This window comes from Streptomyces virginiae (assembly GCF_041432505.1).
Lineage (GTDB): Bacteria > Actinomycetota > Actinomycetes > Streptomycetales > Streptomycetaceae > Streptomyces > Streptomyces virginiae_A.
This window is the reverse complement of record NZ_CP107871.1, coordinates 6,952,202-6,975,190: the sequence shown is the minus strand read 5'-3', so window position 1 is coordinate 6,975,190 and position 22,989 is coordinate 6,952,202. Positions and strand designations below refer to the sequence as shown.

The following is a 22,989-nucleotide window of genomic DNA, read 5'->3' as shown; positions in this document are numbered from 1 at the left end:
GGAGCCCGGCATTTCCCCGGCGCAGCCGCACCGGGCCGCATGGTCGGTCCATCCGATCCACCCCGTGCAGGCACAGCCGTGCGACAGGCGTCAGCACCACGAACCTCGATCGGCCGAGGTGAGTTCCGCTACGGCCGCGTCCTGGACGTTCTCGATGTCGCGTATGTAGGGCGCGATATTCGGGCGGTGCGTGCAGAAGGTGACGGTGGCCGTCAGGAGGTCGTCGTGCGCCCCGCCGAGGGAAAGGATGAGGTACGCCCGCACGTCCCGGTCCCCGAACCTCCGTTCCGCCTCGACGAGACAGGCGAACGCATAGGCCAGGCATCGCCTGAGGAGGGGGCCGGTCCGTTCGGGCTCCGCCGCCGGAAGGTCGTGGTCGGTCATGCCTCGTCCGTTGATCGACGTCTCCTCCTGGAGCACGTCGACGTACGAACCGGTGAACTCGGGCACGAGGCCGCTCAACACCCGGGCCCCGTTGGGCGTGTACGACCAGCCCTCGGCCGCCACCTCGCGGAACATGGGCGGGACGTCGTCGACCGTGAGTTCCCCGGCGGGCAACTCCGCCAGCAGCCTGCTCATCTTGTCGTTGCTTCTCATGACTGTCCCCCGGTGGGAAGGGTCAGGACCCTTCCTGATCGCGTCGGTGGGTCCCCGATCGTTTCGTACGGCTTTCTCGTTGGAGCGCGACAGCCCTTCGAACCCACCCGTCCGGGCGGTCCTGCCCACGCGGCCGGTCCGTAGCGCCCGAGCCGGCGCTCGGCGAGGGCCTCGGCGTGGAACACGCCGTCGCCTCCCGCAGCCGGCTCGAAAAGCTCATTCCGCCCAGCGTACGAACCCCCGACGACCCGGCCGCTACAGGGCTCCCTGCAGGTACACCTCACTGTGCGAGACCCGCAACGAGCCGGCGGAGAAGGCGATCGAGCGGGTGTCGCTCTCCACCGAGACCCGAAGGACATCTCCGTCGGTGATCAGAACCGCACGCTCCGCCTCCGCACGAATTCCAGACACTCGAAGGTCGGCCACATCAGTGAATTCGATCCAGAAGCAGAGAGTGTTGTACTCCTGCTCCTTCCATGCCGATTTCGGATGTTCCGGCATTTCCTGGGTCTCGAATCCGAAGGTGACCGAGCCATCGCGCTCGTCCATGTGGACGTAAAAAAACCGGCAGGTGTCCAGGTCCGGCATGGACTCGGCACCGTACAAGCTCTGAAGTTCTGACCAGTCGCTTGATGCAGTCATTTCACACACGCTCATAGAAAGTGCTCGAATACGTAGGAGGGATCATGGGGTAGCGCTTTCTCTCGAGCGGCCTGGAGAAATGATGTTGCCCGCCGTCGCCGCCGTCCGCGGTGCGCCTGAAGGAGCTGATCCTGCCCACCTTGAGTGAAGCGTTCGACGTGAACGACACCGCAACGCCAGACCCTCTCACCTGAACAGCCAGTCGATGTTCCGGCTGCTCGTGCAGTGTGACATCCGCCGTGACTGCGCGCCGCCACCCTTCCATGCGGAAATCCTGGACCATGAGGAACTGGATATGACACTGCGCGGTGTCGCCGGGCATATCGTCCGATCGATCAAAGAAACGCGGCAGGTCCAGCCGCAAGGTCACCGCGCAGCCCCACCCATCCAGGTGAACCGAGCGCAGGCGCACTCCGCTCAGTTCGGGAACCACGTCGTAATACGTGGTAATGGCCCTCGCATTCACCACAAAGTCAGTCCAGGTCATAGTAATAGTGCTCCTCTGTCCCCGGTATGTGCCCGGTGCGAGGCTTGTTCTCGGGCCGGACATGCACGTGCGGCGGCTGGTACCCGGCCTCACCCGGAGTCTGGTGGCCGAACCAGTGGTCCTGGTAGATGACAATGTCGCCGTTGGGTAGTTCGTACCACTCCTCCGTGTAGTAGATCGGCTTGTGATCCGGGCCCATCACCTGCCCACCGCCCTGCCAGTCGGGCTTCGTCGCCGGTACCCAGTCGTCCACCACCGACGGTTCCTGTCCTTCAGGTATACCTGCATCGCGTAGGGCCTGGGCCTTGGCTTCGTCCCTGTTACGGCCCACCTTCGGCGGGCAGACGTCCGGCGCCAGCCCCAGCGCGTCCGACCACAGCAGGGGATTCGGGACGTACGTGGAGGCATTCGGAGCGGGGCCGAGGCCGAGGGGGTCGACCGACAGATAGCGGGCGGTCTCGGGGTCGTAGTAGCGGAAGCAGTTGTAGTGCAGACCCGATTCGGGGTCGAAGTACTGCCCCGGAAAGCGCAGGGGCGTGTAGGCGTGCGCATCCGTGTTCCAGGTCGTGGCGCCCCACAGGGTGTTGCGCGTGCGCCAGGCCACCTCACCCGCCTCGTCGACGAGTTCTGTCGGCGTACCGATGAGGTCGGTGACGATCCCGAAGAACCGACTGTCGATCTCCCGTCCGTCGGCATCGGTCAGCCTCTCGGTCTGGGCGAGTGGCTGGATGCCGTCGTGGTCCCAGGTCAAGGTGACCGCGCGCGGCTCGTCCGGCACGGTGGTCGTCTGTTCGCACAATGTCATGGCGTCCCAGACGAAGGTGACCTCCTCCGTCACGGTGACGCCGTCCGCGGCCAAGCGGCGCTTGGCGATGCGGCGGCCGAGCGCGTCGTAGGAGTAGCGCCACAGCGTTCCGTCAGGGGTGGTCACCGCGGTGAGCCGGTCTTCCGCGTCCCACGCGTAGCGCCAGGTGTCGGGCTTGCGTGAGATCCGGGTGCGCTGTCGGAGCGTGATCCGGCCCATGGCGTCGTACTCGTACCGAACCCGTCCCGCGCCGGTGAGCCGGGTGCCCTCGTACGTACGTGGCCCTGTGGCGTCGGATCCACCCGGCCAGGCCTCCGGCCAGTCGGCGTCCGTCTGGTTGCCGGCGGCATCGTAGGCGTAGCGCTCGGTCCAGTCGGCGGCACTCACCGCGGTGACCCGGCCGACCGGGTCCAACTCGTACGTCCGCTCGCCTGCCAGCATGTCGTCCACGCCCACGAGGTATCCGTCGGCCCGGTAGACGTAGCCCCGCCGCTGCAGCAGGCTGCCGTCGGCCCCGGTGACCCGCTGGTCCACGAGGCGCCCGAGGGCGTCGCGCTCGAGGTCGAGCATGACCGCGTCACCGATACGGCGGCCCGTCTCACGACCCATCGCATCTCGCTCGAAGGCGATCCGACGGCCGGACGAGGTCAGTCCGGTCCGCCGGCCGGCCGCGTCGTACGTCCACTCGGCGGTCGCTCCGGAAGGCGTGGTCCGGGAGACCACGCGGCTCAGCTCGTCATAGGTGCGGGTGAGGGTCCGCCCTCCGGCGGTCTCCTGACAGATACGTCCGAAGCGGTCGCGAAGGTACGTCAAGGCACCCTCGGGACCGGTGATCGACGCGAGGCGGTCGGAGTAGTCGTACTCGTACCGGATGACGGCGCCGTCCACGTCCTTCACGGTCCGGTGGTCAAGGACGTCGTACTCCATGCGGACCGTCTGCCCCGCGGCGTTGACCCGACCGACCAGCCGCCCGCCCGCATCGTGCGTGTACTCGACGGTGCGGCCGTCGAAGTCGGTCTCGGAGCGAGGCATCCCGGTGGCGTCGTACGTGTACCGCCAACTGAGCCCGTGCGGGTTGACGACCTCGGTCAGCCTCAGTCGTGCGTCGTAGGCGAAGGTGTAGCGCGCGCCGTCCGGGTCCGTGCGGGCTGTCAGCACGTCGAAGTCGCCGTACTCGAAGGTGGTGGTCCCGCCGAGCGCGTCGATGTGGCGGACGCAGTTGCCCTCGCCGTCGTACGCCCAGGACCGGGAGGAACCGTCGGGCTCCGTGCGTCGGGCGAGCCGGCCCTCCGGCGTCCACTCCAGCGCGGTGATCCCGCCGAGCGCGTCCGTGATCCGGACCGCCCGCCCGAACACGTCCCGTTCGTACCGGGTGACAGCCCCGAGCGGGTCGGTGATCTCGACCGGCAGGCCTGCGCGGTTGCAGCGGATCCGGGTACTCCCACCGAGTGCGTCGGTGACCGACGTGACACCCCCCACGACGTCGTGCGTGTAGCGGGTCGTGCCGCCGACCGGGCCGGTACGGGAGGTGCGATTGCCCCGCTCGTCGTACGTGAACCGCCACGAGGTCCGGTCAGCGCGGGATTGGAACAGGAGCCGTCCGGCCCGATCGTACTCGGCGTTGAGCTCCCGGCCGTCGGGTCGGACGACGGAGACCAGTCTGCCTTCGTCGTCACGGCCGAAGACCGTGGTGCGATCGAGCGCGTCGGTGAGGGCGGCCGGCTTGCCGCGGGCGTCGTACGCGGAGCGGGTCGCCGTACCCAGCGGGCCATGGCTCTCCACCACGCGGTACGCCTTGTCCACCAGGTAGTGGTGGGCCACTCCGTCGGGCGTGGTCGTGGTGGTGGTCCGCAGGCCGGTCCGTGGGTCGGGCTCGCCGTAGGTGAAAGCGAGCATCATGTGCCCGTTGGCCCCGCCCTGCGAGACGCAGCGATCGAGGTCGTCGTACGCGTACGCGTAGCGACTGCCGTTGGTGTCGGTCCAGGACGTGACGCGGGCACGGTCGTCGTAGCTGAAGCGCAGCGGCAGGCCGGACGAATTGGTGACCTCGGTGAGATGCCCGTCGCGGTAGCCGTAGGCGAGGATGCGCGGCCCGCCGTCGAGGTGGAGCGCCGTGACGCGGCCTTCGGCGGTGTCGAAGCGGAGGCGGTAGCCACAGGTGTGGGACATGCCGAGCGGGGTGCCGTGCTCGTCGTACTCGAAGGTGATGAGGTTGCCGTTGCGGTCCTCGAGCTGGGCGATGGGTGCGATGCCGTTGCTGTCGGGGGCGCCGGCGGGTGGGGTGAAGCGGCGTATGTGACCGGAGGTGGGGTCGGTGAGCGTCCAGTCCCCGTCCGGGGTGCGCTCCAGCGGGTGGCGTGGCGCGGAGGCGGAGAGCGGAAGTACGGGCAGGCCGGGGGCCGTGTGCGGGTACGGGACGGCGAGACCGTCCTCGGTGACCAGCACCACTCCCTGGGCATCGACCTCCAGGTGCTGGTCGATGGTGGACGACCAGGTCGGGCCGAACCAGCGGCCGCCGGTGTATCCCGATTCCGCGCGCCGGGTGAAGGCCAGCGGCAGGACACCGGGCAGCACGACATCGGTCTGCGGAAGGAACATCCGGCCGGAGGCCAGGTCGACGGGGTCGGTCCCGTCGCACCGCTTGTCACAGTCGGGCCGTTCGTCTCTGTGCGGCCCGTCGGTGTCGTTGCCTCTGCGGGCCGGGCCCTTGGCGTCGTCCAGGTGTTTGGCGTCGTCCAGGTGCTTGGTGGCGGTGGCGAGCCTCTTGGCCGCGCCGGTGCCCTTGGAGCCGATGGCTTCGGCGATCATTTTGCCGACCCCCTCGGTGGGGTCCTTCATGAACTCGTCGAGCATCTGCTTGCCCGCGCCCACGGGGTCGTTGGCCATGACGACCAGGCCGGCGGCGGTGGAGCTCAGGTTGGTCCGGTATTCGGCGGGGTGGGACAGGTTGTACAGGTCGAACGGGTTGAGGCCGCGAGCGAAGTTGACGACGCCGGCGCTTCCCTTGAGGAGGCCGCCGACCAGGTGGGTGGAGGCCAGGTCGAGGTAGTCGATGCCGTCGGCGAGCTGCTCGCTGTACGAGGGCTTGGCCGGGGCGGCGTCCCGGGCCGCGCGGACGGCCGCCGCGACGGTGTCGGCCTGTTCGTCGCGCTGCTTGCGGGCGCTGTCGAGCTTCTCCTTCGCGGCCTTCTCCATCTCCTTCCCGGGGTCGGTGTAGTCGTCCGACGGCCGCGGCGGCAGGTGATCCGACTTCGCCTTCAAGGCGTCGTTGTAGGTCTTGCGGAGCTTCTCGTGCGCGTCGTAGGCGTCCTGGGAGGCCTTCAGCGCCTTGTTGTAGTCCTCCAGGGCCTCCTTGGCCTTGCCCTGGGCCCACTCGACGGTCTCGGCGAACCGGCCCATGGCATCGGCGGCCTTGGCGAAGGCGTCGGCCGCGTCGAACCAGCGCGGCGGCTCCTTCGCGACGGATTCCCGGAACGCGGTGGCGGCCGCGCCCTTGAGGCCGTCGGGCTCGGCGAGGTTCTTCAGGCCCTTCCCGACGGACTCGAAGGCCTTCTTGAAGTCGCTCAGGTGGGCGACCTGTTCGCGGATCTTGGCAGTGCTGCCGTAGACCAGCCGCTTCGGGTCGTCGGTCTGCCCGAGTTCGAGCTCGCCGACCTCCGCGCCGAGCTGGTTCGCGGCGGAGCGGCTCTTGTCGCGGAGCCAGTCGCCCGCGCTGTCCGCGCCGACTTCGTCGGCCCAGCCGGCGGCCTTGTCGCCGCCCCACTCGACGAAGTCACCGAGGTCCTCCGCCCGGTCCTCGGCCCAGTCCTCCGCCGAGTCCGGTACCCAATCCCGCCAGCCCATCTAGCCCTTCCCCCCGTTGCTCACGCCGGTCTGGTCCAGCAGGTCCATCAACGAACCGATCTTGCCGTTCGAGGTCACCGTGTCCTTGGTGTCCGACCAGGTCTGCTTGATGTCCTTGGCGCTCTTGTCGAACGACTCGTCGCTGTAGTCCGGCTTGTAGACGTCGGCGCGGAAGATGTCGCCCCAGTTCTTCTTCTCGATCTCGTCCTCGCTCGCGTACGGATTTCCGTACGCGGCGTTGGCGACGACCTTGAAGGAGCCCTCGATGTACTGCTCCTCCTCCCACATCGTCCCCGCCGCGATTCCCAGGTTCGCCGCGAGTGTCGACGCGTCCTGGATCAGGGCGCGCACGCCCCACTCCCAGCGCTCGCAGAAGTCCTCGAAGTCGGCCGCCAGTCCGGCGTGTCCGGTCTCCATCCCCGTCATCGACAAGTTCTCGAAGCCGGCGCCCTGTGAGGCGCCCGCCGCGTCCCCGGACTCGCGGAGCTCGGATATCGCGGCCCGCAGACCGGACCGGATCGCCGCGACCGCTTGCGGGGAGACTTCGAGGTCACCGTCGCCCGCCATCAGGCCACCGCCCCATGGCCGCCGTCGGCGCCCGGATCGACGTCCACGGCGAAGGCGTCGGGGACGATCCCGGCCACCGGCGGGAACAGCATCGACCCGTCACCGTCCGCAACATTGACGGCAACTCCCGCCGGACGGTCAGACATCGGCACGACCGCGTCCAGCAGCCGGGCGCCGAGCATCGCCAGGTACGGCCACTCTCGGCCGTCCTCCCCCGCGCGCATGCAAACCGGGCGAGGGCTTCCTCGTCCGTGAACGCGTACAGCCAGCGGATCCCACCCGACACCGCCGACATCAGACCACCGGCGGCGACAAAGGGACGTTCGGCGTCCACATCGACGTCGGTGTTGGTGAGCGGCACGAGCAGGGTGGTACGGCGGAACTCCCCCACCAGGCGCGCCGGATCCCCCCGGCCTTCACGGTAACCGGCTATCTGTTCGGTCAGTCCCATGGCGCCGTGTTCCCTCCGCATGATGCACACGCAAAGGAGGAACAATATCTTGATCGCACAATCGGATCGACATCGTCGCCGGGCGGTGGCACCATCACCCGCGTGATCACGGACGAGACGACACGGACCACGGTGCTCCGCCAGGCCGCGATGAACAACGCAGCGTGGTGTGACGCGGTCTGTCGGGCGCACGGGCTGACGCCGGGCCACGACGGCGAGCGCCTGTGGTTCAGCGCGCGGCGGACTCCGCCGATGTATCCCGATGCCGTCACCCTGGAACCTGCCGTGCCGGCGCGGAGCGTGGTTCGGGGTGTCGACATCGACTCGCCCGGCTGCTCCGTGAAGGACAGCTTCGCCGACCTGGACCTGGCCGGGGACGGCTTCGAGGTCCTGTTCGAGGCGCAGTGGATCCATCGGCCCGCCGGGGACCCGCTCCCCGAAGCCGAGGGGGAAGCGGCCGGGCTGGAGTGGTCCGAGGTCGCGGACGCCGAGGAACTGGCGGCCTGGGAGGCCGCCTTCGACGACCACGGGGGCGACCGGCTGTTCCGGCCGGCCCTGCTCCGCGACGGGATCGTCTTCCTGGCCGGGCGCGCCGGCGGTCGGATCGTCGCCGGGGCCGTCGCGACCACCGGCGGCGGTGTGGTCGGCGTGTCCAACCTGTTCGGGGCCGCCTGGGCGGGTGTCCTCGCTGCGGTTGCCGACCGGTGGCCGGAGCTGGACGTGGTCGGCTACGAGCACGGGGAGGACCTGGAGGCGGCCGTCCGGGCCGGGTTCACGGCGATCGGACCGCTACGGGTCTGGCTTTCCGCCCGGTGATCGACCCGGCGCCGCCGGTCCGGTCCTGGCCGCCTGCGGGGCCTGACGCGCCGTCATCGCCGCCGGAGCCCTGCTGCGCGGCTCCGTCGCCCGGAGCCTGCGCGCCCCGCGTCAGCCGTCCAGGTCCAGGTCCAGCCGTGGCACGTCGGTGCGTTCGATGCCGAAGACCTGTGCGTACAGGGAGAGTTCGGCCTCCAGCGCGCGCACCATGGTGTCCGCCCGGCGGAAACCGTGGCCCTCGCCCTCGAAGGTCACGTACGCGTGCGGCACCGGTTCCGGGCGCCCCCGCAGGGCGTCGAGCAGCCGTTCCGCCTGGGCCGGTGGGCAGATCGGGTCCTCCAGTCCCTGGAGGAGGACGAACGGCGCCGTGATCCCGTCGGCACGCGCCACCGGGGAACGCTCGCGGCTCAGTACGGCCAGGGTCTGCGGCGGCCCGGCCAGGCTCTCGACGTAGCGGGATTCCAGGTCGTGGGTCTCCTCGGCGAAGCCCAGCAGGTCCAGCACCGGATAGATGATCGCGGCGCACGCGTACAGGTCGGTGGCGGCGAGCGAGGCCGCGGCGGTCCAACCGCCCGCGCTGCCCCCGCGGATGGCGAGCCGGGCGGGGTCGGCGGTGCCCTCGGCGGCGAGCGCGTGGGCCACCGCCGCGCAGTCCTCCACGTCCACCACGCCCCACTGCTCGCGCAGCCGCTCCCGGTAGGCGCGGCCGTAGCCGGTGGAACCTCCGTAGTTCACCTCGACCACGCCGATGCCGCGCGAGGTGAAGTAGGCGATCTGCAGGTCGAGTACGGGCGGCACGTGGTCGGTGGGTCCGCCGTGCGCCCACACCACGTACGGGGGCAGTTCGTCGGCGGCGGCCCGGCAGGCCGGGTGGTGCGGCGGGTAGACGTACGCGTGGATCTGGCGGTTGTCGGGGCCGAGGAAGGTGCGGCTCTGCGGCTCCGGATAGTAGGCCGGGTCCACCGGGTCCGGGCGCTGCGCGCCGACCGCCCGGGCGTGCCCGGTGGCGGTGTCCAGTTCGACCACCTCGTACGCGCTGCGCGGGCTGGCGGCGACCCCGTACACCCGGGTGCCGTGCACGGCGAGGGTCGGCTGCCAGGCGGTCCACGGCCCGGCGGCGTCCACGAGGTCGCCACTCTCCGGGTCGAGGATGCCGAGCACCGAGGAGCCCTGTCCGTGCAGGACGGCGACGAGCCCGGCCCCCGAGCCCGCGGTGTGCGGGGTGTCCCCGGGGAGCGGTGCGAGCCAGCGCAGCCCCGGCTTCCACAGCGGTCCGCCGAACTCCTCCTCCCGCGGGCAGAGGTTGATCGCCCAGCCGGTCCGCGGATCCACGCTGTACGGGTTCCACCAGCCGCCGCGGTCACTGACCGCGAGGAGGTTGCCCTCGGCCGTCCACTCGACCTGGGCGACGGCCTCGTCGGGGCCGCCGAGCACGGTCCGGGCGTCGGCGAGCTCCCCGCCCTCGGTGACCTCCGCGACCCGCAGCTCCGTACCGTCCCACGGCATCCGGGGGTGGTCCCACACCAGCCAGGCGGCGCGCCGACCGTCCGGGGAGAGCCGGGGCCCGGTGGTGAACCGGTACCGGTCGTGCGTCAACTCCCGTACCGCGCCGCGGTTCTCGGCCGCCGAGCCGTCGAGCGGTACGGCGGCCGACACGCGCCGCACATCGGTCGGGCCGGGCCCGGTGAACTCCTCCATGACGCACCACACTTCGCCGCCCCGCAGCACCGGGTCGGCCCAGCGCAGGCCGCCGCCGGTCCGGGAGACGGGGGTGAGGGGCCGCGGCTCGGGGTCGCCGGGCGCGTCGGGCTCGTACGCGTACAGCCGCTGATCGGCGAAGTGGACGAAGACCAACAGGGGTCCGTCGGCGGGCCGTTCGACACCTACCCAGGGCAGGCCCCCGTACTCGGTGACGCGGCTGCGCACGTTCCACGGGGCGGGCAGTTCGGTGATCTCGGGCTCGCCGTCGACGAGGCGGCGGCGCACCAGGGTGCGGCGGCCGGCCTCCTCGGGCCTGGGTTCGGTCCACCAGACCTCGGGGCCGACCGTGCCGAGGTACTCGGGCCGCCCGTCCAGGGAGGCGGCGAGGCCCGCGTCGATGGGTGAGGGCCAACTGCCGTAGGGCCGGGTCGTCGCCGTCATCACCGGGCCCCGCTCACAGGTTCCGCAGTGCGTGGTCGAGGACGCGGACGCCGAAGTGCAGGGCGTCGACGGGCACCCGCTCGTCGACGCCGTGGAAGAGCGCCCAGTAGTCGAAGCCGGGCGGCAGCTTCAACGGGGAGAAGCCGTAGCCGGTGATGCCGAGGCGGGAGAACTGCTTGGCGTCGGTGCCGCCCGCCATGCAGAAGGGGACGACGTGGCCGTCCGGGTCGAACCGCTCGACCGACTCGCGCAGGATCGCGTACGTCCGCCCGTCCACGGGGGCCTGCAGGGCGACCTCCCGGTGGTGGAACTCCCACCGCACGTCGGGGCCGGTGAGGGCGTCGAGGGTGGCGACGAACTCGGCCTCACCACCGGGCACGGTCCGCCCGTCGACGTATCCGGTGGCGTGCTCGGGGATCACGTTGAGCTTGTAACCGGCGCTCAGCATGGTCGGGTTGGCGCTGTTGCGCACGGTGGCGCGGACCAGGGAGCCGGCCGGGCCGAGTGCGTCGAGGAGCTCGTCGACGTCGAGGCCCGGCCGCCGCGGGTCCACCGACAGGCCTTGCAGGGCGGCGAGTTCGACGATGCAGGCGGTCACGGTGTCCGTGAGACGGACCGGCCAGGCGTAGTCACCGATCCGCGCGACGGCGGCGGCGAGCCGGCTGACGGCGTTGGCCCGGTTGGGCTTGGAGCCGTGACCGGCGGTGCCGTGCGCGGTCAGCTTCAACCAGGCGGTGCCCCGCTCGCCCGCCGCGATCGGATAGAGGGCGCGGCCACCGGGGCCGCCGTGCACGGTGAAGGCCCCGGACTCGCCGATGCCCTCGGTGCAGCCTTCGAAGAGGTGCGGGTGGTGGTCGGCGAGGAAGCCGGAGCCGTCGACCGCGCTGTCCTCCTCGTCGGCGGTGTAGGCGATCACGATGTCCCGGCGCGGCTTGACTCCCGCGCGCGCCCAGGCCCGTACGACCGCCAGGACCATCGCGTCCATGTTCTTCATGTCGACGGCGCCGCGCCCCCAGACCACCCCGTCGCGGACCTCGCCGGAGAAGGGGTCCACGCTCCAGTCGGCGGCCTCGGCCGGGACCACGTCGAGGTGGCCGTGGACGAGGAGGGCCTCGGCACTGCGGTCGGTGCCCTCGATCCGGGCGACGACGTTGGTACGGCCGGGGGTGCGCTCCAGCAGGAGCGGCTCCAGGCCGGCGGCGGCGAGGCGCTCGGCGACGTACTCGGCGGCGGGGCGCTCGCGGCAGTCGCCGCCGCCCCGGTTGGTGGTGTCGATCCTGATGAGGCCGGAGGTGAACTCGACGGCCTCGTCGAGAGCCACCGCGTCCACCGCGTCCATCACGTCCACGACCTCCACCGCATCCGCGGTGTCGACGACGCGGGCGGCGTGGGCGACGCCGGCCGGGGCCTCGGCGTTGATTGCGCACATGTCAGCCATACTGCTCCTCCACGGCCGCCGAGACGACCATCGTGACCGCTTTGAAGGCCCGGATCCCCTCGTACATGGTTTCGCTGGAGTACGCGACCTTGCGCTCGCCGGACCGCTCCACGCCGGGGACCACCGTCGCGGACATCGCCAGGTGCGCGGCGTCGAACTCCAGCTCCACGGTGAAGGGGCCGCCCCGGACCGGCTCGTGCCGGACGGCCAGGGCGGCGGCCTCCTTGGCGGCGGCCCGGATGTCTGCGGCGGTACGGGCCGGGGTGCGGCACACGGCGGCGTAGCGCGAGACGTGGTCCTTGACGGCCACGGTCACGGCCGTGGGGGCGTATCCGGCGGCGTCCACGCAGGTGAGGTCGTCGCCGGTGACCAGGACGACGGGGACCCCGTACTCGGCGACGACGTGCGCGTTGAGCAGCCCCTCGCTCGCGCGCGTCCCGTTGACCCAGACTCCGGTGATGGAGTTGGCGAGGTAGGTGTGGGCGAGGACCCCTTCGGAGCCGGCTCCGGTGTGGTAGCCGACGAAGGCGATGCCGTCGACGTCGCCGTGCTGGACTCCCTCGACCATGGAGAGGGTCTTGTGCCGGCCGGTGATCATCTCGGCGCGGGCGTCGAGCTTCTCCAGGAGCAGGTTGCGCATGGTCCAGTGCGCCTCGTTGATGAGGACCTGGTCGGCTCCGCCGTCGTAGAAGCCGAGTACGGCGGCGTTGACGTCGGAGGTGAACATCGCGCGGCAGCGTTCCCACTGCGGTGTTCCGGGCAGCACGTCCGCGGGCCAGGTGACGCCGGTGGCGCCTTCCATGTCGGCGGAGATGAGGATCTTCATCGGGCCCCCGGGCGGTCGGTTGCGCTCAGGGTGCCACCCTAGCCGCCGAGACCTCCGCAGGCCGTGGGGCGCACGCCCCGGCGCGGCGCGCGGTGGCCGACCCCGGGCACGCGGCCCGCGGGTGCGCGGTACCTCGGCGGCGACCCGCCGGCCCGTGGCCCTGCCGGCCCGTGGCCCCGCCGGTCCGCCCGCGCGCGGCCTGCGGACGGTCGGCGCGCCGGGTTCACCCGATCCGGTGAGGCCGCGATTCCGACCTCACCGTCAACGCCGTTGCTCAGCGCTCCACTTCGGTGGCCAGGTTCTCCAGCACGGAGTCGTAGATCCGGCCGAGACCCTTGGGCGCGAAGGTGCGCTCGAAGAAGCCGCCGATGCCGCCGGCGCCGTTCCAGACGGTGGTGACCACGGCCTTGGACTTGCCCTCACCGGCGGGGGTGACCCGCCAGGTGGTGACCATGGAGGAGTTGCGGTCCTTCTCCACCAGTTCACCGTCGGTGGGCTCGCTGACCTCCAGCAGGCAGTCGCGCACGCGCTTGCTGGTGGCCTGCAGCTTCCAGTGCACCAGGGTGCCCTCGCCGTCGCCGCCCTCGCGCACCTCGTACTCGCTGAAGTGCTCGGGCAGCAGCTTCTTGCGGGTCCCGGTGTAGTCCGCCAGCGCGTCGAACACGGTCTCCGCGTCAGCCGCGATGATCCGCTCCGTGGTGGCCTCGACCTGCGCCATAGCTGTTCCTCCAGCAGTTGTGTCCGCTCGTCACGGCGAAGCCAACCACCTCCGGGGCGGTGGCCCAAATCCGGGTCGGACGTGGCAGCGGAGCTTGACCAGGAGCGTGTCCCCGGGCAGCTCCTCCAGGTACCCGGTCCTGGTCGCCCCCCGGAGCCAGGGCAGGGGCGGGCGGTGGACGCAGGCGTCCGGGCCGTCGCAGCCGCCGTGGACGGCGTGCTCGTCCTCCCCGTACCACCAGCCGTCGAGGGTGAGCACGTGCCGGTGCCAAGGGGTCCCGGCACTCACGGCGGCGGCGAACTCCTCCCGGCCGCTCAGCCCGACGGTCTCGGCGGCGGCTCCATCGTGGAGGAACCCGCCGAGGTCGTACCCGCGGTGGGCCTCCAGGAGGGCGGCCACGCCCTCCCGGTAGGCGATGACCAGTGGCCGGCCCTCGAAGGCCGCCCTCGCCTCCTGCTCGGCCTGATGCCCGGCCCGGTACTCCTCCGGGGTCGGCCAGGGCGAGTCCCACACCACACGGCGCGGCTCGGCCGGCGGGTGGCTCCGGGACAGCTCCCGCCACAGGTCCCACGCGGCCCGGGCGATCTCCCGCGCCTCGGCCCGGATCTCGGCGAAGGCCATCGCCTCACGGGGCCCGCCCGCGCACCAGCCGGGCACGCCCTCATCGCTGCGGTCGCGCACGATCCGCGGGTCGTCCTCGTACCCCGGCAACAGCTGGAGTCCGTCGCGGTGGGTGCCGTTGCCTCAGATGCCCCACGCGTCCCAGATGTCCATGTCCTCGCCCCGGGTGAAGTCGATCGCGAAGGGGGCCATCGCCTCGGCGAGAGCCTCGTCGAGCCTGGTCCGGGCCTCGCCGGGGAGGCACACCACGATCCGCATTCCAGCCATGGCCGGAAGATCGCACAGCCGCTCCGATGCGACCAAAGGGATTTCGACTCGCACGATCATGGGAACGTTTGTTCTATTCTCGGCGCCAGAGCTACCGAGGGAGGCGCCTCATGCGCTGGGAGAACCTGACCGAGGGATCCGCGGGGCCGGCCGCGCTGTTCGGGGCCGGGGCCGTCGTGACCCGCACCATCGACACCCCCGAGTTCCGGGGGATCATCTTCCACGAGGTACGCGCCAAGTCGATCGTCAACCGGGTGCCCGGCGCCTCGCGCATGCCGTTCGAATGGACCGTGAACCCGTACCGGGGATGCAGTCACGCCTGTGTCTACTGCTTCGCCCGCAAGACGCACAGCTACCTCGACCTCGACACCGGCATCGGCTTCGACTCGCAGATCGTCGTCAAGACCAACGCTCCCGAACTGCTGCGCCGCGAGCTCGGCTCGCCCCGCTGGACCGGCGCGCACATCGCCATGGGTACCAACGTCGACTGCTACCAGCGTGCCGAGGGCCGCTACCGGCTGATGCCCGGGATCATCGAGGCGCTGCGCAATCGTGCCAACCCCTTCTCGATCCTGACCAAGGGCACGCTCATCCTGCGTGACCTCCCCCTCCTGCGGGAGGCCGCCGAGGTCACCGAGGTCGGCATCTCCGTCTCGGTCGGCTTCACCGACACCGGGCTCTGGCGGACCGTCGAGCCGGGCACCCCCTCACCCGCCGCCCGGCTCGCCGCCGTACGGACCCTCACCGACGCCGGGATCGAGTGCGGGGTGCTGATGGCCCCGGTGATCCCCTTCCTCGGGGACTCCCCGGAGCAGCTGCGGGCGACGGTACGGGCCGTGGCCGAGGCCGGCGCGACCTCCGTGACACCCCTGGTACTCCATCTGCGGCCCGGGGCGCGCGAGTGGTTCATGGCCTGGCTGGGCGCCCACCACCCCCACCTGGTCCCCCGGTACGAGCGGATGTACGCGGGCGGGTCGTACGCGCCCACCTGGTACCAGCGCCGGATCACCCGCCAAGTCCACGAACTGGCGGCCGAATTCGGCATCGGCCCGGCCCGCCGGGGCGAGGCCCGCAGGGTCGTCGTTCCGGAGCGTCCCGACGATTCCGCGCCCGCCGGGGCCACGCAGCTCAGCCTCCTGTGATCGTCGACGCGGCCTGAACGGTCATCACATCGGGCCAATCAGCGGCCCAATCCCGCCTTCCAGGCGCGGTTTCCGGGACGATTCCGCCCAGAACCCTCGGCTGGGAGGCCTCATGCTCCACCCCTTGAAGAAGCGCGCCGCTGTCCTGCTGTCGATCTCCACCGTCGCCGCCACCGTCGCCGCCGCTCTCGCGAGCCCGGTCACGGCCGCGCCCGCCGCACCGGCCGATCCGGCCGCCCAGGCGCCGGCGCGGGCAGCGCTGCGCTGGACCGGCTGCAAGACCCCGCGTTACCCGACGCTGCAGTGCGCGTCCCTCAAGGTGCCCCTCGACCACGCACGGCCCGACGGCCGGCAGATCACCCTCGCCCTGACCCGGGTCCCGCACACCGGCCCCACCTCCCAGGGCCCGCTGCTGGTCAACCCCGGCGGCCCGGGCGGCAGCGGCCTCAGCCTCGCCGGTTACATCGCCTCCGCCCTCCCCAAGGAGGTGTCCGCCCAGTACGACGTGATCGGCTTCGACCCGCGGGGCGTCGGCAAGAGCGAGCCCACCCTGGACTGCGCCGCCGGCCACTTCAAGCCCGCCCGGCCGGACTCCGTCCCCATGGACGAGGCCACCGAGCGGGCCAACCTGGACCGGGTGCGCTCCTTCGCCGAGTCCTGCGGGACCAAGCACGCGGACGTTCTCCCGTACATCGACACCGTCTCGGCCGCCCGGGACATCGAGGCGCTGCGCGGCGCTCTGGGCGCGGAGCGGATCAGCTACTTCGGCTACTCCTACGGGACCTACCTGGGCGCGGTGTACGCCAAGCTCCACCCGGGCCGCGTGCACCGGCTCGTCCTGGACTCCGTGGTCGACCCGGGCGGGGTCTGGTACGAGGACAACCTCTCCCAGGACCTCGCCTTCGACGCCCGCCACAAGGCCTTCCTGGCCTGGGTGGCCCGGTACGACGCCACCTACAAGCTGGGCACCGACCCGGCTGCGGTCGAGCGCGCCTGGTACGCGATGCGGGACGCGCTGCGGGAGAGTCCGGCGGGCGGCAAGGTGGGTCCGGCGGAGCTGGAGGACACCTTCATGCCGGGCGGGTACTACAACGGCTACTGGCCGAACCTGGCCGAGGCCTTCGCCGCGTACACGGTGGCCAAGGACGCTAAGCCGCTGGTGGCCGCCTACGAGCGGTTCGGCGCGGTGGAGCCCTCGGCGGGCAACGGCTACAGCGTCTACACGGCGGTCCAGTGCCGCGACTCGGCCTGGCCGAAGGACTGGAACCAGTGGCGGGCGGACATGTGGCGCACCCACGCCAAGGCTCCGTTCATGACCTGGAACAACGCCTGGTACAACGCCCCGTGCGCGTTCTGGCCGACGGAGCCGCTGGACGCGCCGGACGTGACCAACGCGGATCTCCCGCCGGCCCTCCTGCTGCAGGCGACGGAGGACGCGGCGACCCCCTTCGAGGGGGCGCTCAGCATGCGGGAGAAGCTGTCGGGTTCGGCCCTGGTGGTGGAGGAGGGCGGCGGCAACCACGGCATCGCCCTGAGCGGCAACAAGTGCCTGGACGAGAAGGTGTCGGCGTATCTGACGACGGGCAAGGCCACGGACGCCACCTGCCCCGCCCAGGCGGCGCCGAAGCCGACCACGGCGACCCGCGCGGTGCCCGCGTCCGCCGGCGGCGCGGCCCTGCACGGCCTGCTCGGCTTCCGGGGCTGACGCCCCACGGGTCGGGGCGGGAGGGCGAGCGGGCAAGATCGTGTCCATGACCACGACACCGTCGCCCCGCAGCCCTCTCACCCGTATCGCCGCGCCGGAAGGAGTCGCCCCGAGCCCCCACTACAGCCATGTCGTCCTCGGCACGGGGCGCTTCGTCGCCGTGTCCGGACAGTGCGCGCTCGACGAGCGGGGCGAGGTCGTGGGCGAGGGGGATCCGGCCGCCCAGGCCCGGCAGGTGTTCGAGAACCTGCGCCGGTGCCTGGCGGCGGCCGGGGCGACCTTCGACGACGTCGTGAAGCTCACCTACTTCGTCACGGACGTCGCCCACCTGCCGGCGGTACGGGAGGCCCGTGACGCGGTGATCCCGGCCGACCGCCTCCCGGCCTCCTCGGCGGTCGAGGTCTCGGCGCTGTTCCGGCCCGAACTCCTGGTCGAGATAGAGGCCTTCGCGGTCGTCGCCGGATAGCGGGCCGCGATCAACGGCCCAGATCGCGCAGCGCGGCCGTCGCCGCCACCGCCAGCCGGGGATGCGACTGGGCGCGGACGAGGAGGTCCCGGGCGCGGGGGTCGGCGAGGGCGCCCAGGCCCTCGACGCAGGCCAGGGCCACCCGCCAGTACGGCTCGTGCGGGGACAGCAGCCGTCCCAGGGTGGCCAGCAGGGCCGGTACGGACTCGGGTGCGCGCAGGGCGGTGAGGAGCCGCACGGGCTGCAGGGCGTAGGCCGTGCGCAGGCTGTTGGTGGCGAGGGCCGCCGCCGCTCGGGCGGTGCGCGGGTCGTCGAGGACGGCCAGCGCCTCGGCGGCGGCCGCGCAGCGGGCCGGGTCCCGGTGGTTGAGGAGCAGCACGAGGGATTCGAAGGCCCGGCGGTCTCCGGCGAGGCCGAGCCGGTACGCGGCCAGTTCGCGGGCCCACAGGGGCAGCCCGGCCGAGGTCAGGGAGGCCGCGAGGTCGTCGGGGGCGGCCGTGAGCAGCACCTCGTACTCGGGTGACGGTCCCGCCTCCGCCCGCAGGCGCTCCAGCACGTCGTTCACCCGGCCACCCTAGGGGGACACAGCGGTCGCCGTGCCGGGTTTCGGGACATCGGAGACAGCCGGTTGATCGATGATCGATGATCGGTACATTTGGGCGGTACAGGTCACATCTCCGCGCTCTGGCGGACCAGTTACCGGCGAGTTACTGTCGTTTCAACACGTACGAGGGCGGCCTGGTGACGCAGCCGCCTCGTGCCGGTCGGTTCGTATTCCACGGTGTGACCCCGGGACAGGGTTCCGCCGTTCTCGCCCCAGGGAGTCTTCTCCCCGCGGGCTCCCCTCCTCGGGCCCACTCACCCCGGGTCCTTCCACCGCACGGCTCTTCCGTACGGCATCCGCGCGTCGTGCGCCGCGCGCCCCTCAGTCGTCACCCTCTTCCACTGGAGTCCCTCGATGGACCGTCAGTCCAGTCAGCCCACCCTCCAGACCATCGCCGTCGTCGGCCTCGGCACGATGGGCACCGGCATCGCCGAGGTCCTCGCCCGAGCCGGTCGCGAGGTCATCGGCATCGACATCAGCGAGGCCGCGGCCCACCGGGCCCGGACCGCCCTCGCCGCGGCCACCGCGCGCTCCGTCGCCCGGGAGCGGCTCACCGAGCAGGAGCGGGCCGACGTGCTCGCCCGCTTCCGCACCTTCACCGACCTGGGCGCCGCCGCCGAGGCCGATCTGGTCATCGAGGTCGTGCCCGAGTCGTACGAGATCAAGCAGCAGGTCTTCCGCGAGCTCGACGCGATCGTGCGGCCCGACACCATCCTCGCCACGGGCACCAACGCCCTGTCGGTGACGCGTATGGCCGCCGAGTCGCTGCGTCCGGAGCGCGTGCTCGGCCTGCACTTCTTCAACCCGGTCCCGGCGATGAAGCTCGTCGAGATCGTCTCCTGCGTCCTGACCGCCCCTCCGGCCGTCGAGGCGGTCACCGAACTGGCCCGGGAGCTCGGCAAGGAGCCCGTCCCGGTCGGTGACCGGCCCGGCTTCGTCGCCGACGGCCTGCTCTTCGGCTACCTCAACCAGGCCGCGGCCATGTTCGAGGCCCGGTACGCCTCCCGCGAGGACATCGACGCGGCCATGCGGCTCGGCTGCGGGCTGCCCATGGGCCCGCTCGCGCTGCTCGACCTGATCGGCGTGGACACCGCCCGTACCGTCCTGGAGGCCATGTACACCTCCTCCGGCGACCGGCTGCACGCCCCGGCCCCGATCCTGGGCCAGCTCGCCGAGGCGGGCCTGACCGGGCAGAAGTCCGGTCGCGGCTTCTACACGTACGAGGCGCCGGGCAGCTCGGTGATCGTCCGTGACCTGCAGACCCCGCTGGACGGGTCGCTGGTGGGCGGCGGTCGTCCGGTCGACTCGGTCGGCGTGGCCGGCTCGGGGACCATGGCGAGCGGGATCGCCCAGGTCTTCGCGCAGGCCGGCTACAGCGTGGTGCTCGCCGCCCGCAGCCAGGAGAAGGCCGAGGCCGCCAAGGCCGCGATCGGGAAGTCCTTGGGCCGTGCGGTGTCCAAGGGCCGCCTGACCGAGGAGGGCGCCGCCCAGACCCTGGAGCGGATCACTCCGGCGGGGTCGCTGGACGCGTTCGCCGAGGTGGATCTGGCCGTCGAGGCCGTCGCCGAGGACCTGGCGGTCAAGCAGGAGCTGTTCGCGGCCCTGGACAAGGTCTGCAAGCCGGGTGCGGTGCTGGCCACCACCACCTCCTCGCTGCCGGTCATCGCGGTCGCCCGGGTGACCTCGCGTCCGCAGGACGTGATCGGCATGCACTTCTTCAACCCGGCCCCGGCGATGAAGCTGGTCGAGGTGGTCCGGACCGTCCTGACGGCCGACGACGTGCACGCCACGGTCCGCGAGATCTGTCTCAAGGTGCGCAAGCACCCGGTGGACTGCGGCGACCGGGCCGGCTTCATCGTGAACGCGCTGCTGTTCCCGTACCTCAACAACGCGATCAAGATGGTCGAGCAGCACTACGCCGACATCGACCAGATCGACGCGGCGATGAAGCTGGGCGGCGGCTACCCGATGGGCCCGTTCGAGCTCCTCGACGTGGTCGGCCTGGATGTCTCGCTGGCCATCGAGAAGGTCCTGCACAAGGAGTTCCGCGACCCGGGCCTGGCCCCGTCCCCGCTGCTGGAGCACCTGGTGGCGGCGGGCTGCCTGGGCCGGAAGACCGGCCGCGGATTCCGTGAGTACGCCGCCCGCCGGTAATCCGTCGGGCCACGAGCCGGATGCGTGGGGAGGGCTGCTCGGGCCCGCCGGACCCTCACGGCGGGCCAACCCTCACGAGCCCAGTGCGGGCTCTCCCCCGCATCCACCCCTCCCCCACCCCCCGCAGGCGCGCTCCCCTGCACGAATGAAGTACTTTCGCTCTATGTCCCAGCCCGCCAAGACCTCGCCCCGCGCCACCACGGCCTCCGAGACCCCGGAGAGCCCGGCCGGCACCAAGGCGGCCGCTCAGCGGCTCAAGATGCGCCGCGAGCTCGCCACCGCGGCCATGGAGCTCTTCGCGACCAAGGGGTACGAGGCGACGACGGTCGACGAGATCGCCGCGACCGCCGGGGTGGCGCGGCGGACCTTCTTCCGGCACTTCCGGTCCAAGGAAGAGGCGATCTTCCCGGACCACGACGACACCCTGACCCGCGCCGAGGCCGTCCTGGACGTGGCCCCGGCGCACGAGCACCCGCTCGACACGGTGTGCCGCGGGATCAAGGAAGTCATGAAGATGTACGCCGCCTCGCCGGCGGTGTCGGTGGAGCGCTACCGGCTGACCCGCGAGGTGCCGGCGCTGCGGGAGCGGGAGATCGCCTCGGTGGCCCGGTACGAGCGGCTGTTCACTCGCTACCTGCTCGCCCACTTCGACGAGCACGACCACCACGACGGCAACGACGACCCGCTGCTGGCCGAGGTGGCCGCCTCGGCGGTGGTCACGGCCCACAACCACGTGCTGCGGCGCTGGCTGCGCGCGGGGGGCCAGGGGGACGTGGAGGCGCAGCTGGACCATGCCTTCTCGATCGTCCGGAAGACCTTCGGTTCGGGCATCGGCGCGGGCCGTACCCCGGGCTCGGCGCCGGCCGCGCCGGCTGCCGTGCGGACGCAGGGCGAGGTACTGGTGGCGGTGGCCCGCACGGACGCCCCGCTGGACGAGGTCATGCGCACCATCGAAGAGGCGCTGCGCGCCACGTAGGAGTCACTCTCGTCACAGCGGCCGCTCCCGTTCCGGGGGCGGCCGCTTTCGTTTGTCCGGCTTGCCCCTACTCGCGGGTAACTCTGATCGATCATCGCTCATCGGTGCAGGTCAATCGGCAAATGAGAGAAAGTTTTGGCACGCGGTGCCTTGCCGGGTGACACGGGGTGCCATACGTTGAAGTCGTCCGGATGTCCCCGCGACCCTCGCCCACACGGCGTGGAACGCGCCCCGGATTGCCTGCGTCACCAGGCACCGCACGCCTCACCACGGGCGTAGCCCAGCAGCACCGCACCAGCCGGACCGACGGCACACCACACCCGCACCACGCACCCCGTTTACCTCAGCGCACCCTCATCAGCGCTAGCCGGAGGCTCACCGTGAAGGACATCCTGGACGCGATTCAGTCGCAGTCCGCCACCGCCGCAGACTTCGCAGCCCTGCCGCTGCCCGACTCGTACCGCGCGATCACCGTGCACAAGGACGAGGCGGAGATGTTCGCGGGGCTGACGACACGCGAGAAGGACCCGCGCAAGTCCCTCCACCTGGACAACGTCCCGGTTCCGGAGCTGGGCCCGGGCGAGGCCCTGGTCGCCGTCATGGCCTCCTCGGTCAACTACAACTCCGTGTGGACCTCGATCTTCGAGCCGGTCTCCACCTTCAGCTTCCTGGAGCGCTACGGGCGCCTGTCCGAGCTGACCAAGCGCCACGACCTGCCGTACCACGTCATCGGCTCCGACCTCGCGGGCGTCGTGCTGCGCACCGGCCCCGGCGTCAACGCCTGGAACCCGGGCGACGAGGTCGTCGCGCACTGCCTCTCGGTCGAGCTGGAGTCCTCCGACGGCCACAACGACACGATGCTCGACCCCGAGCAGCGCATCTGGGGCTTCGAGACCAACTTCGGCGGCCTGGCCGAGATCGCCCTGGTCAAGTCCAACCAGCTGATGCCGAAGCCCGACCACCTGAGCTGGGAGGAGGCCGCCTCCCCCGGTCTGGTCAACTCCACGGCCTACCGCCAGCTGGTCTCCCAGAACGGCGCCGGCATGAAGCAGGGCGACAACGTCCTGATCTGGGGCGCCAGCGGCGGCCTCGGCTCCTACGCCACCCAGTTCGCACTGGCCGGCGGCGCCAACCCGATCTGCGTGGTCTCCAGCCCCGAGAAGGCGGACATCTGTCGGGCCATGGGCGCCACGGCGGTCATCGACCGCAACGCCGAGGGCTACAAGTTCTGGAAGGACGAGCACACCCAGGACCCGCGCGAGTGGAAGCGGTTCGGCTCCAAGATCCGCGAGCTGACCGGCGGCGAGGACATCGACATCGTCTTCGAGCACCCGGGCCGCGAGACCTTCGGCGCCTCGGTGTACGTCACCCGTAAGGGCGGCACCATCACCACCTGCGCCTCGACCTCGGGCTACATGCACCAGTACGACAACCGCTACCTGTGGATGTCGCTGAAGCGGATCGTCGGCTCGCACTTCGCCAACTACCGCGAGGCGTGGGAGGCCAACCGCCTGATCGCCAAGGGCAAGATCCACCCCACCCTGTCGAAGGTCTACTCCCTGGAGGAGACCGGCCAGGCCGCCTACGACGTCCACCGCAACCTCCACCAGGGCAAGGTCGGCGTCCTCGCGCTGGCCCCCGAGGAGGGCCTGGGCGTCCGCGACCACGAGATGCGCGCCAAGCACCTCGACGCCATCAACCGCTTCCGCAACGTCTGAGACC

At 71.3% G+C, this 22,989-nt stretch carries 19 protein-coding genes and 1 pseudogene; 7 read left to right on the top strand and 13 right to left on the bottom strand.

The genetic code is table 11. The annotated features are described in order from the left end of the window. Window positions 1-90: 90 nt before the first annotated feature. From OG624_RS32270 to OG624_RS32245, 6 genes and pseudogenes are all read right to left on the bottom strand, one after another. The gene (locus tag OG624_RS32270) at window positions 91-597 is read right to left on the bottom strand and encodes a hypothetical protein (RefSeq protein ID WP_033220117.1); all 507 of its coding nucleotides are present in this window, start codon (window positions 595-597) and stop codon (window positions 91-93) included. 255 nt (window positions 598-852) lie between these two features. Beyond that, the gene (locus tag OG624_RS32265; protein ID WP_033220118.1) at window positions 853-1,239 is read right to left on the bottom strand and encodes an Imm50 family immunity protein; all 387 of its coding nucleotides are present in this window, start codon (window positions 1,237-1,239) and stop codon (window positions 853-855) included. Window position 1,240: 1 nt separating this feature from the next. Beyond that, window positions 1,241-1,726 (bottom strand): Imm50 family immunity protein, encoded by a 486-nt coding sequence (locus OG624_RS32260; protein WP_371588763.1) that lies wholly within the window; start codon window positions 1,724-1,726, stop codon window positions 1,241-1,243. Then, complete coding sequence (locus tag OG624_RS32255) at window positions 1,713-6,374, bottom strand: putative T7SS-secreted protein (RefSeq protein ID WP_371640111.1); 4,662 nt, start codon at window positions 6,372-6,374, stop codon at window positions 1,713-1,715. Before OG624_RS32255 ends, OG624_RS32260 begins: the two co-directional genes overlap by 14 nt. After that, window positions 6,375-6,941, bottom strand: a complete 567-nt coding sequence (locus tag OG624_RS32250; RefSeq protein WP_033220122.1) for a hypothetical protein — start codon at window positions 6,939-6,941, stop codon at window positions 6,375-6,377. Beyond that, window positions 6,941-7,392: pseudogene (locus tag OG624_RS32245) on the bottom strand (SseB family protein). The gene OG624_RS32250 and the pseudogene OG624_RS32245 overlap by 1 nt, the downstream one beginning before the upstream one ends. A gap of 150 nt (window positions 7,393-7,542) precedes the next feature. Between OG624_RS32245 and OG624_RS32240 the strand changes: the two are divergent. Then, window positions 7,543-8,208 (top strand): hypothetical protein, encoded by a 666-nt coding sequence (locus OG624_RS32240; protein ID WP_371589880.1) that lies wholly within the window; start codon window positions 7,543-7,545, stop codon window positions 8,206-8,208. A gap of 111 nt (window positions 8,209-8,319) precedes the next feature. On the opposite strand, the gene OG624_RS32235 is transcribed toward OG624_RS32240, so the two are convergent. The 6 genes from OG624_RS32235 to OG624_RS32210 form a co-directional block, all read right to left on the bottom strand. Beyond that, complete coding sequence (locus OG624_RS32235) at window positions 8,320-10,350, bottom strand: prolyl oligopeptidase family serine peptidase (RefSeq protein WP_371588761.1); 2,031 nt, start codon at window positions 10,348-10,350, stop codon at window positions 8,320-8,322. A 13-nt stretch (window positions 10,351-10,363) separates the two neighbouring features. Beyond that, window positions 10,364-11,689, bottom strand: a complete 1,326-nt coding sequence (locus tag OG624_RS32230; protein ID WP_352163436.1) for a M20/M25/M40 family metallo-hydrolase — start codon at window positions 11,687-11,689, stop codon at window positions 10,364-10,366. A 91-nt stretch (window positions 11,690-11,780) separates the two neighbouring features. Continuing rightward, on the bottom strand, window positions 11,781-12,614 hold the full coding sequence (locus tag OG624_RS32225; RefSeq protein ID WP_371640110.1) for a M55 family metallopeptidase: 834 nt from the start codon (window positions 12,612-12,614) through the stop codon (window positions 11,781-11,783). Window positions 12,615-12,888: 274 nt separating this feature from the next. After that, complete coding sequence (locus tag OG624_RS32220) at window positions 12,889-13,332, bottom strand: SRPBCC family protein (RefSeq protein ID WP_033220130.1); 444 nt, start codon at window positions 13,330-13,332, stop codon at window positions 12,889-12,891. A 30-nt stretch (window positions 13,333-13,362) separates the two neighbouring features. Continuing rightward, window positions 13,363-14,043, bottom strand: coding sequence for a hypothetical protein (locus tag OG624_RS32215; protein WP_371640109.1), 681 nt, complete (start codon window positions 14,041-14,043; stop codon window positions 13,363-13,365). Window positions 14,044-14,076: 33 nt separating this feature from the next. Continuing rightward, window positions 14,077-14,220, bottom strand: coding sequence for a hypothetical protein (locus OG624_RS32210; RefSeq protein WP_161292504.1), 144 nt, complete (start codon window positions 14,218-14,220; stop codon window positions 14,077-14,079). Between the two features lie 110 nt (window positions 14,221-14,330). On the opposite strand from OG624_RS32210, the gene OG624_RS32205 reads away from it, so the two are divergent. The 3 genes from OG624_RS32205 to OG624_RS32195 all read left to right on the top strand — a co-directional run bounded on the left by OG624_RS32205 (window position 14,331) and on the right by OG624_RS32195 (window position 17,533). Further along, entirely contained in the window at window positions 14,331-15,362 is a 1,032-nt protein-coding gene (locus OG624_RS32205; protein WP_371640108.1) for an Rv2578c family radical SAM protein, read from the top strand. Window positions 15,363-15,474: 112 nt separating this feature from the next. Continuing rightward, the gene (locus OG624_RS32200; protein ID WP_266353870.1) at window positions 15,475-17,067 is read left to right on the top strand and encodes an alpha/beta hydrolase; all 1,593 of its coding nucleotides are present in this window, start codon (window positions 15,475-15,477) and stop codon (window positions 17,065-17,067) included. A 46-nt stretch (window positions 17,068-17,113) separates the two neighbouring features. Next, on the top strand, window positions 17,114-17,533 hold the full coding sequence (locus OG624_RS32195; protein ID WP_033220134.1) for a RidA family protein: 420 nt from the start codon (window positions 17,114-17,116) through the stop codon (window positions 17,531-17,533). Between the two features lie 10 nt (window positions 17,534-17,543). Here OG624_RS32195 and OG624_RS32190 read toward each other — a convergent pair whose 3' ends face one another. Beyond that, the gene (locus OG624_RS32190) at window positions 17,544-18,098 is read right to left on the bottom strand and encodes an adenylosuccinate lyase (protein ID WP_266353869.1); all 555 of its coding nucleotides are present in this window, start codon (window positions 18,096-18,098) and stop codon (window positions 17,544-17,546) included. A 393-nt stretch (window positions 18,099-18,491) separates the two neighbouring features. On the opposite strand from OG624_RS32190, the gene OG624_RS32185 reads away from it, so the two are divergent. The 3 genes from OG624_RS32185 (at window position 18,492) to ccrA (ending at window position 22,985) form a co-directional block, all read left to right on the top strand. Beyond that, window positions 18,492-20,291, top strand: coding sequence for a 3-hydroxyacyl-CoA dehydrogenase family protein (locus OG624_RS32185; RefSeq protein WP_033220136.1), 1,800 nt, complete (start codon window positions 18,492-18,494; stop codon window positions 20,289-20,291). A gap of 163 nt (window positions 20,292-20,454) precedes the next feature. Next, window positions 20,455-21,267, top strand: a complete 813-nt coding sequence (locus tag OG624_RS32180) for a TetR family transcriptional regulator (protein ID WP_033220138.1) — start codon at window positions 20,455-20,457, stop codon at window positions 21,265-21,267. 380 nt (window positions 21,268-21,647) lie between these two features. Beyond that, window positions 21,648-22,985: a crotonyl-CoA carboxylase/reductase gene (gene ccrA, locus OG624_RS32175; RefSeq protein WP_033220140.1), complete on the top strand. Its 1,338-nt coding sequence runs from the start codon at window positions 21,648-21,650 to the stop codon at window positions 22,983-22,985. Window positions 22,986-22,989 lie beyond the last annotated feature (4 nt).

Excerpts from the sequence above, each read along its gene's own strand:
- OG624_RS32255 (WP_371640111.1), bottom strand. The coding sequence starts at position 6,374 with ATGGGCTGGCGGGATTGGGTACCGGACTCGGCGGAGGACTGGGCCGAG.
- OG624_RS32270 (WP_033220117.1), bottom strand. The coding sequence starts at position 597 with ATGAGAAGCAACGACAAGATGAGCAGGCTGCTGGCGGAGTTGCCCGCC.
- OG624_RS32195 (WP_033220134.1), top strand. The coding sequence starts at position 17,114 with ATGACCACGACACCGTCGCCCCGCAGCCCTCTCACCCGTATCGCCGCG.
- OG624_RS32205 (WP_371640108.1), top strand. The coding sequence starts at position 14,331 with ATGCGCTGGGAGAACCTGACCGAGGGATCCGCGGGGCCGGCCGCGCTG.
- OG624_RS32185 (WP_033220136.1), top strand. The coding sequence starts at position 18,492 with ATGGACCGTCAGTCCAGTCAGCCCACCCTCCAGACCATCGCCGTCGTC.
- OG624_RS32250 (WP_033220122.1), bottom strand. The coding sequence starts at position 6,941 with ATGGCGGGCGACGGTGACCTCGAAGTCTCCCCGCAAGCGGTCGCGGCG.
- OG624_RS32220 (WP_033220130.1), bottom strand. The coding sequence starts at position 13,332 with ATGGCGCAGGTCGAGGCCACCACGGAGCGGATCATCGCGGCTGACGCG.
- OG624_RS32230 (WP_352163436.1), bottom strand. The coding sequence starts at position 11,689 with ATGGACGCGGTGGACGCGGTGGCTCTCGACGAGGCCGTCGAGTTCACC.
- OG624_RS32260 (WP_371588763.1), bottom strand. The coding sequence starts at position 1,726 with ATGACCTGGACTGACTTTGTGGTGAATGCGAGGGCCATTACCACGTAT.
- OG624_RS32180 (WP_033220138.1), top strand. The coding sequence starts at position 20,455 with ATGTCCCAGCCCGCCAAGACCTCGCCCCGCGCCACCACGGCCTCCGAG.
- OG624_RS32225 (WP_371640110.1), bottom strand. The coding sequence starts at position 12,614 with ATGAAGATCCTCATCTCCGCCGACATGGAAGGCGCCACCGGCGTCACC.
- OG624_RS32265 (WP_033220118.1), bottom strand. The coding sequence starts at position 1,239 with ATGACTGCATCAAGCGACTGGTCAGAACTTCAGAGCTTGTACGGTGCC.
- OG624_RS32210 (WP_161292504.1), bottom strand. The coding sequence starts at position 14,220 with ATGGCTGGAATGCGGATCGTGGTGTGCCTCCCCGGCGAGGCCCGGACC.
- OG624_RS32200 (WP_266353870.1), top strand. The coding sequence starts at position 15,475 with ATGCTCCACCCCTTGAAGAAGCGCGCCGCTGTCCTGCTGTCGATCTCC.
- OG624_RS32240 (WP_371589880.1), top strand. The coding sequence starts at position 7,543 with ATGAACAACGCAGCGTGGTGTGACGCGGTCTGTCGGGCGCACGGGCTG.
- OG624_RS32235 (WP_371588761.1), bottom strand. The coding sequence starts at position 10,350 with ATGACGGCGACGACCCGGCCCTACGGCAGTTGGCCCTCACCCATCGAC.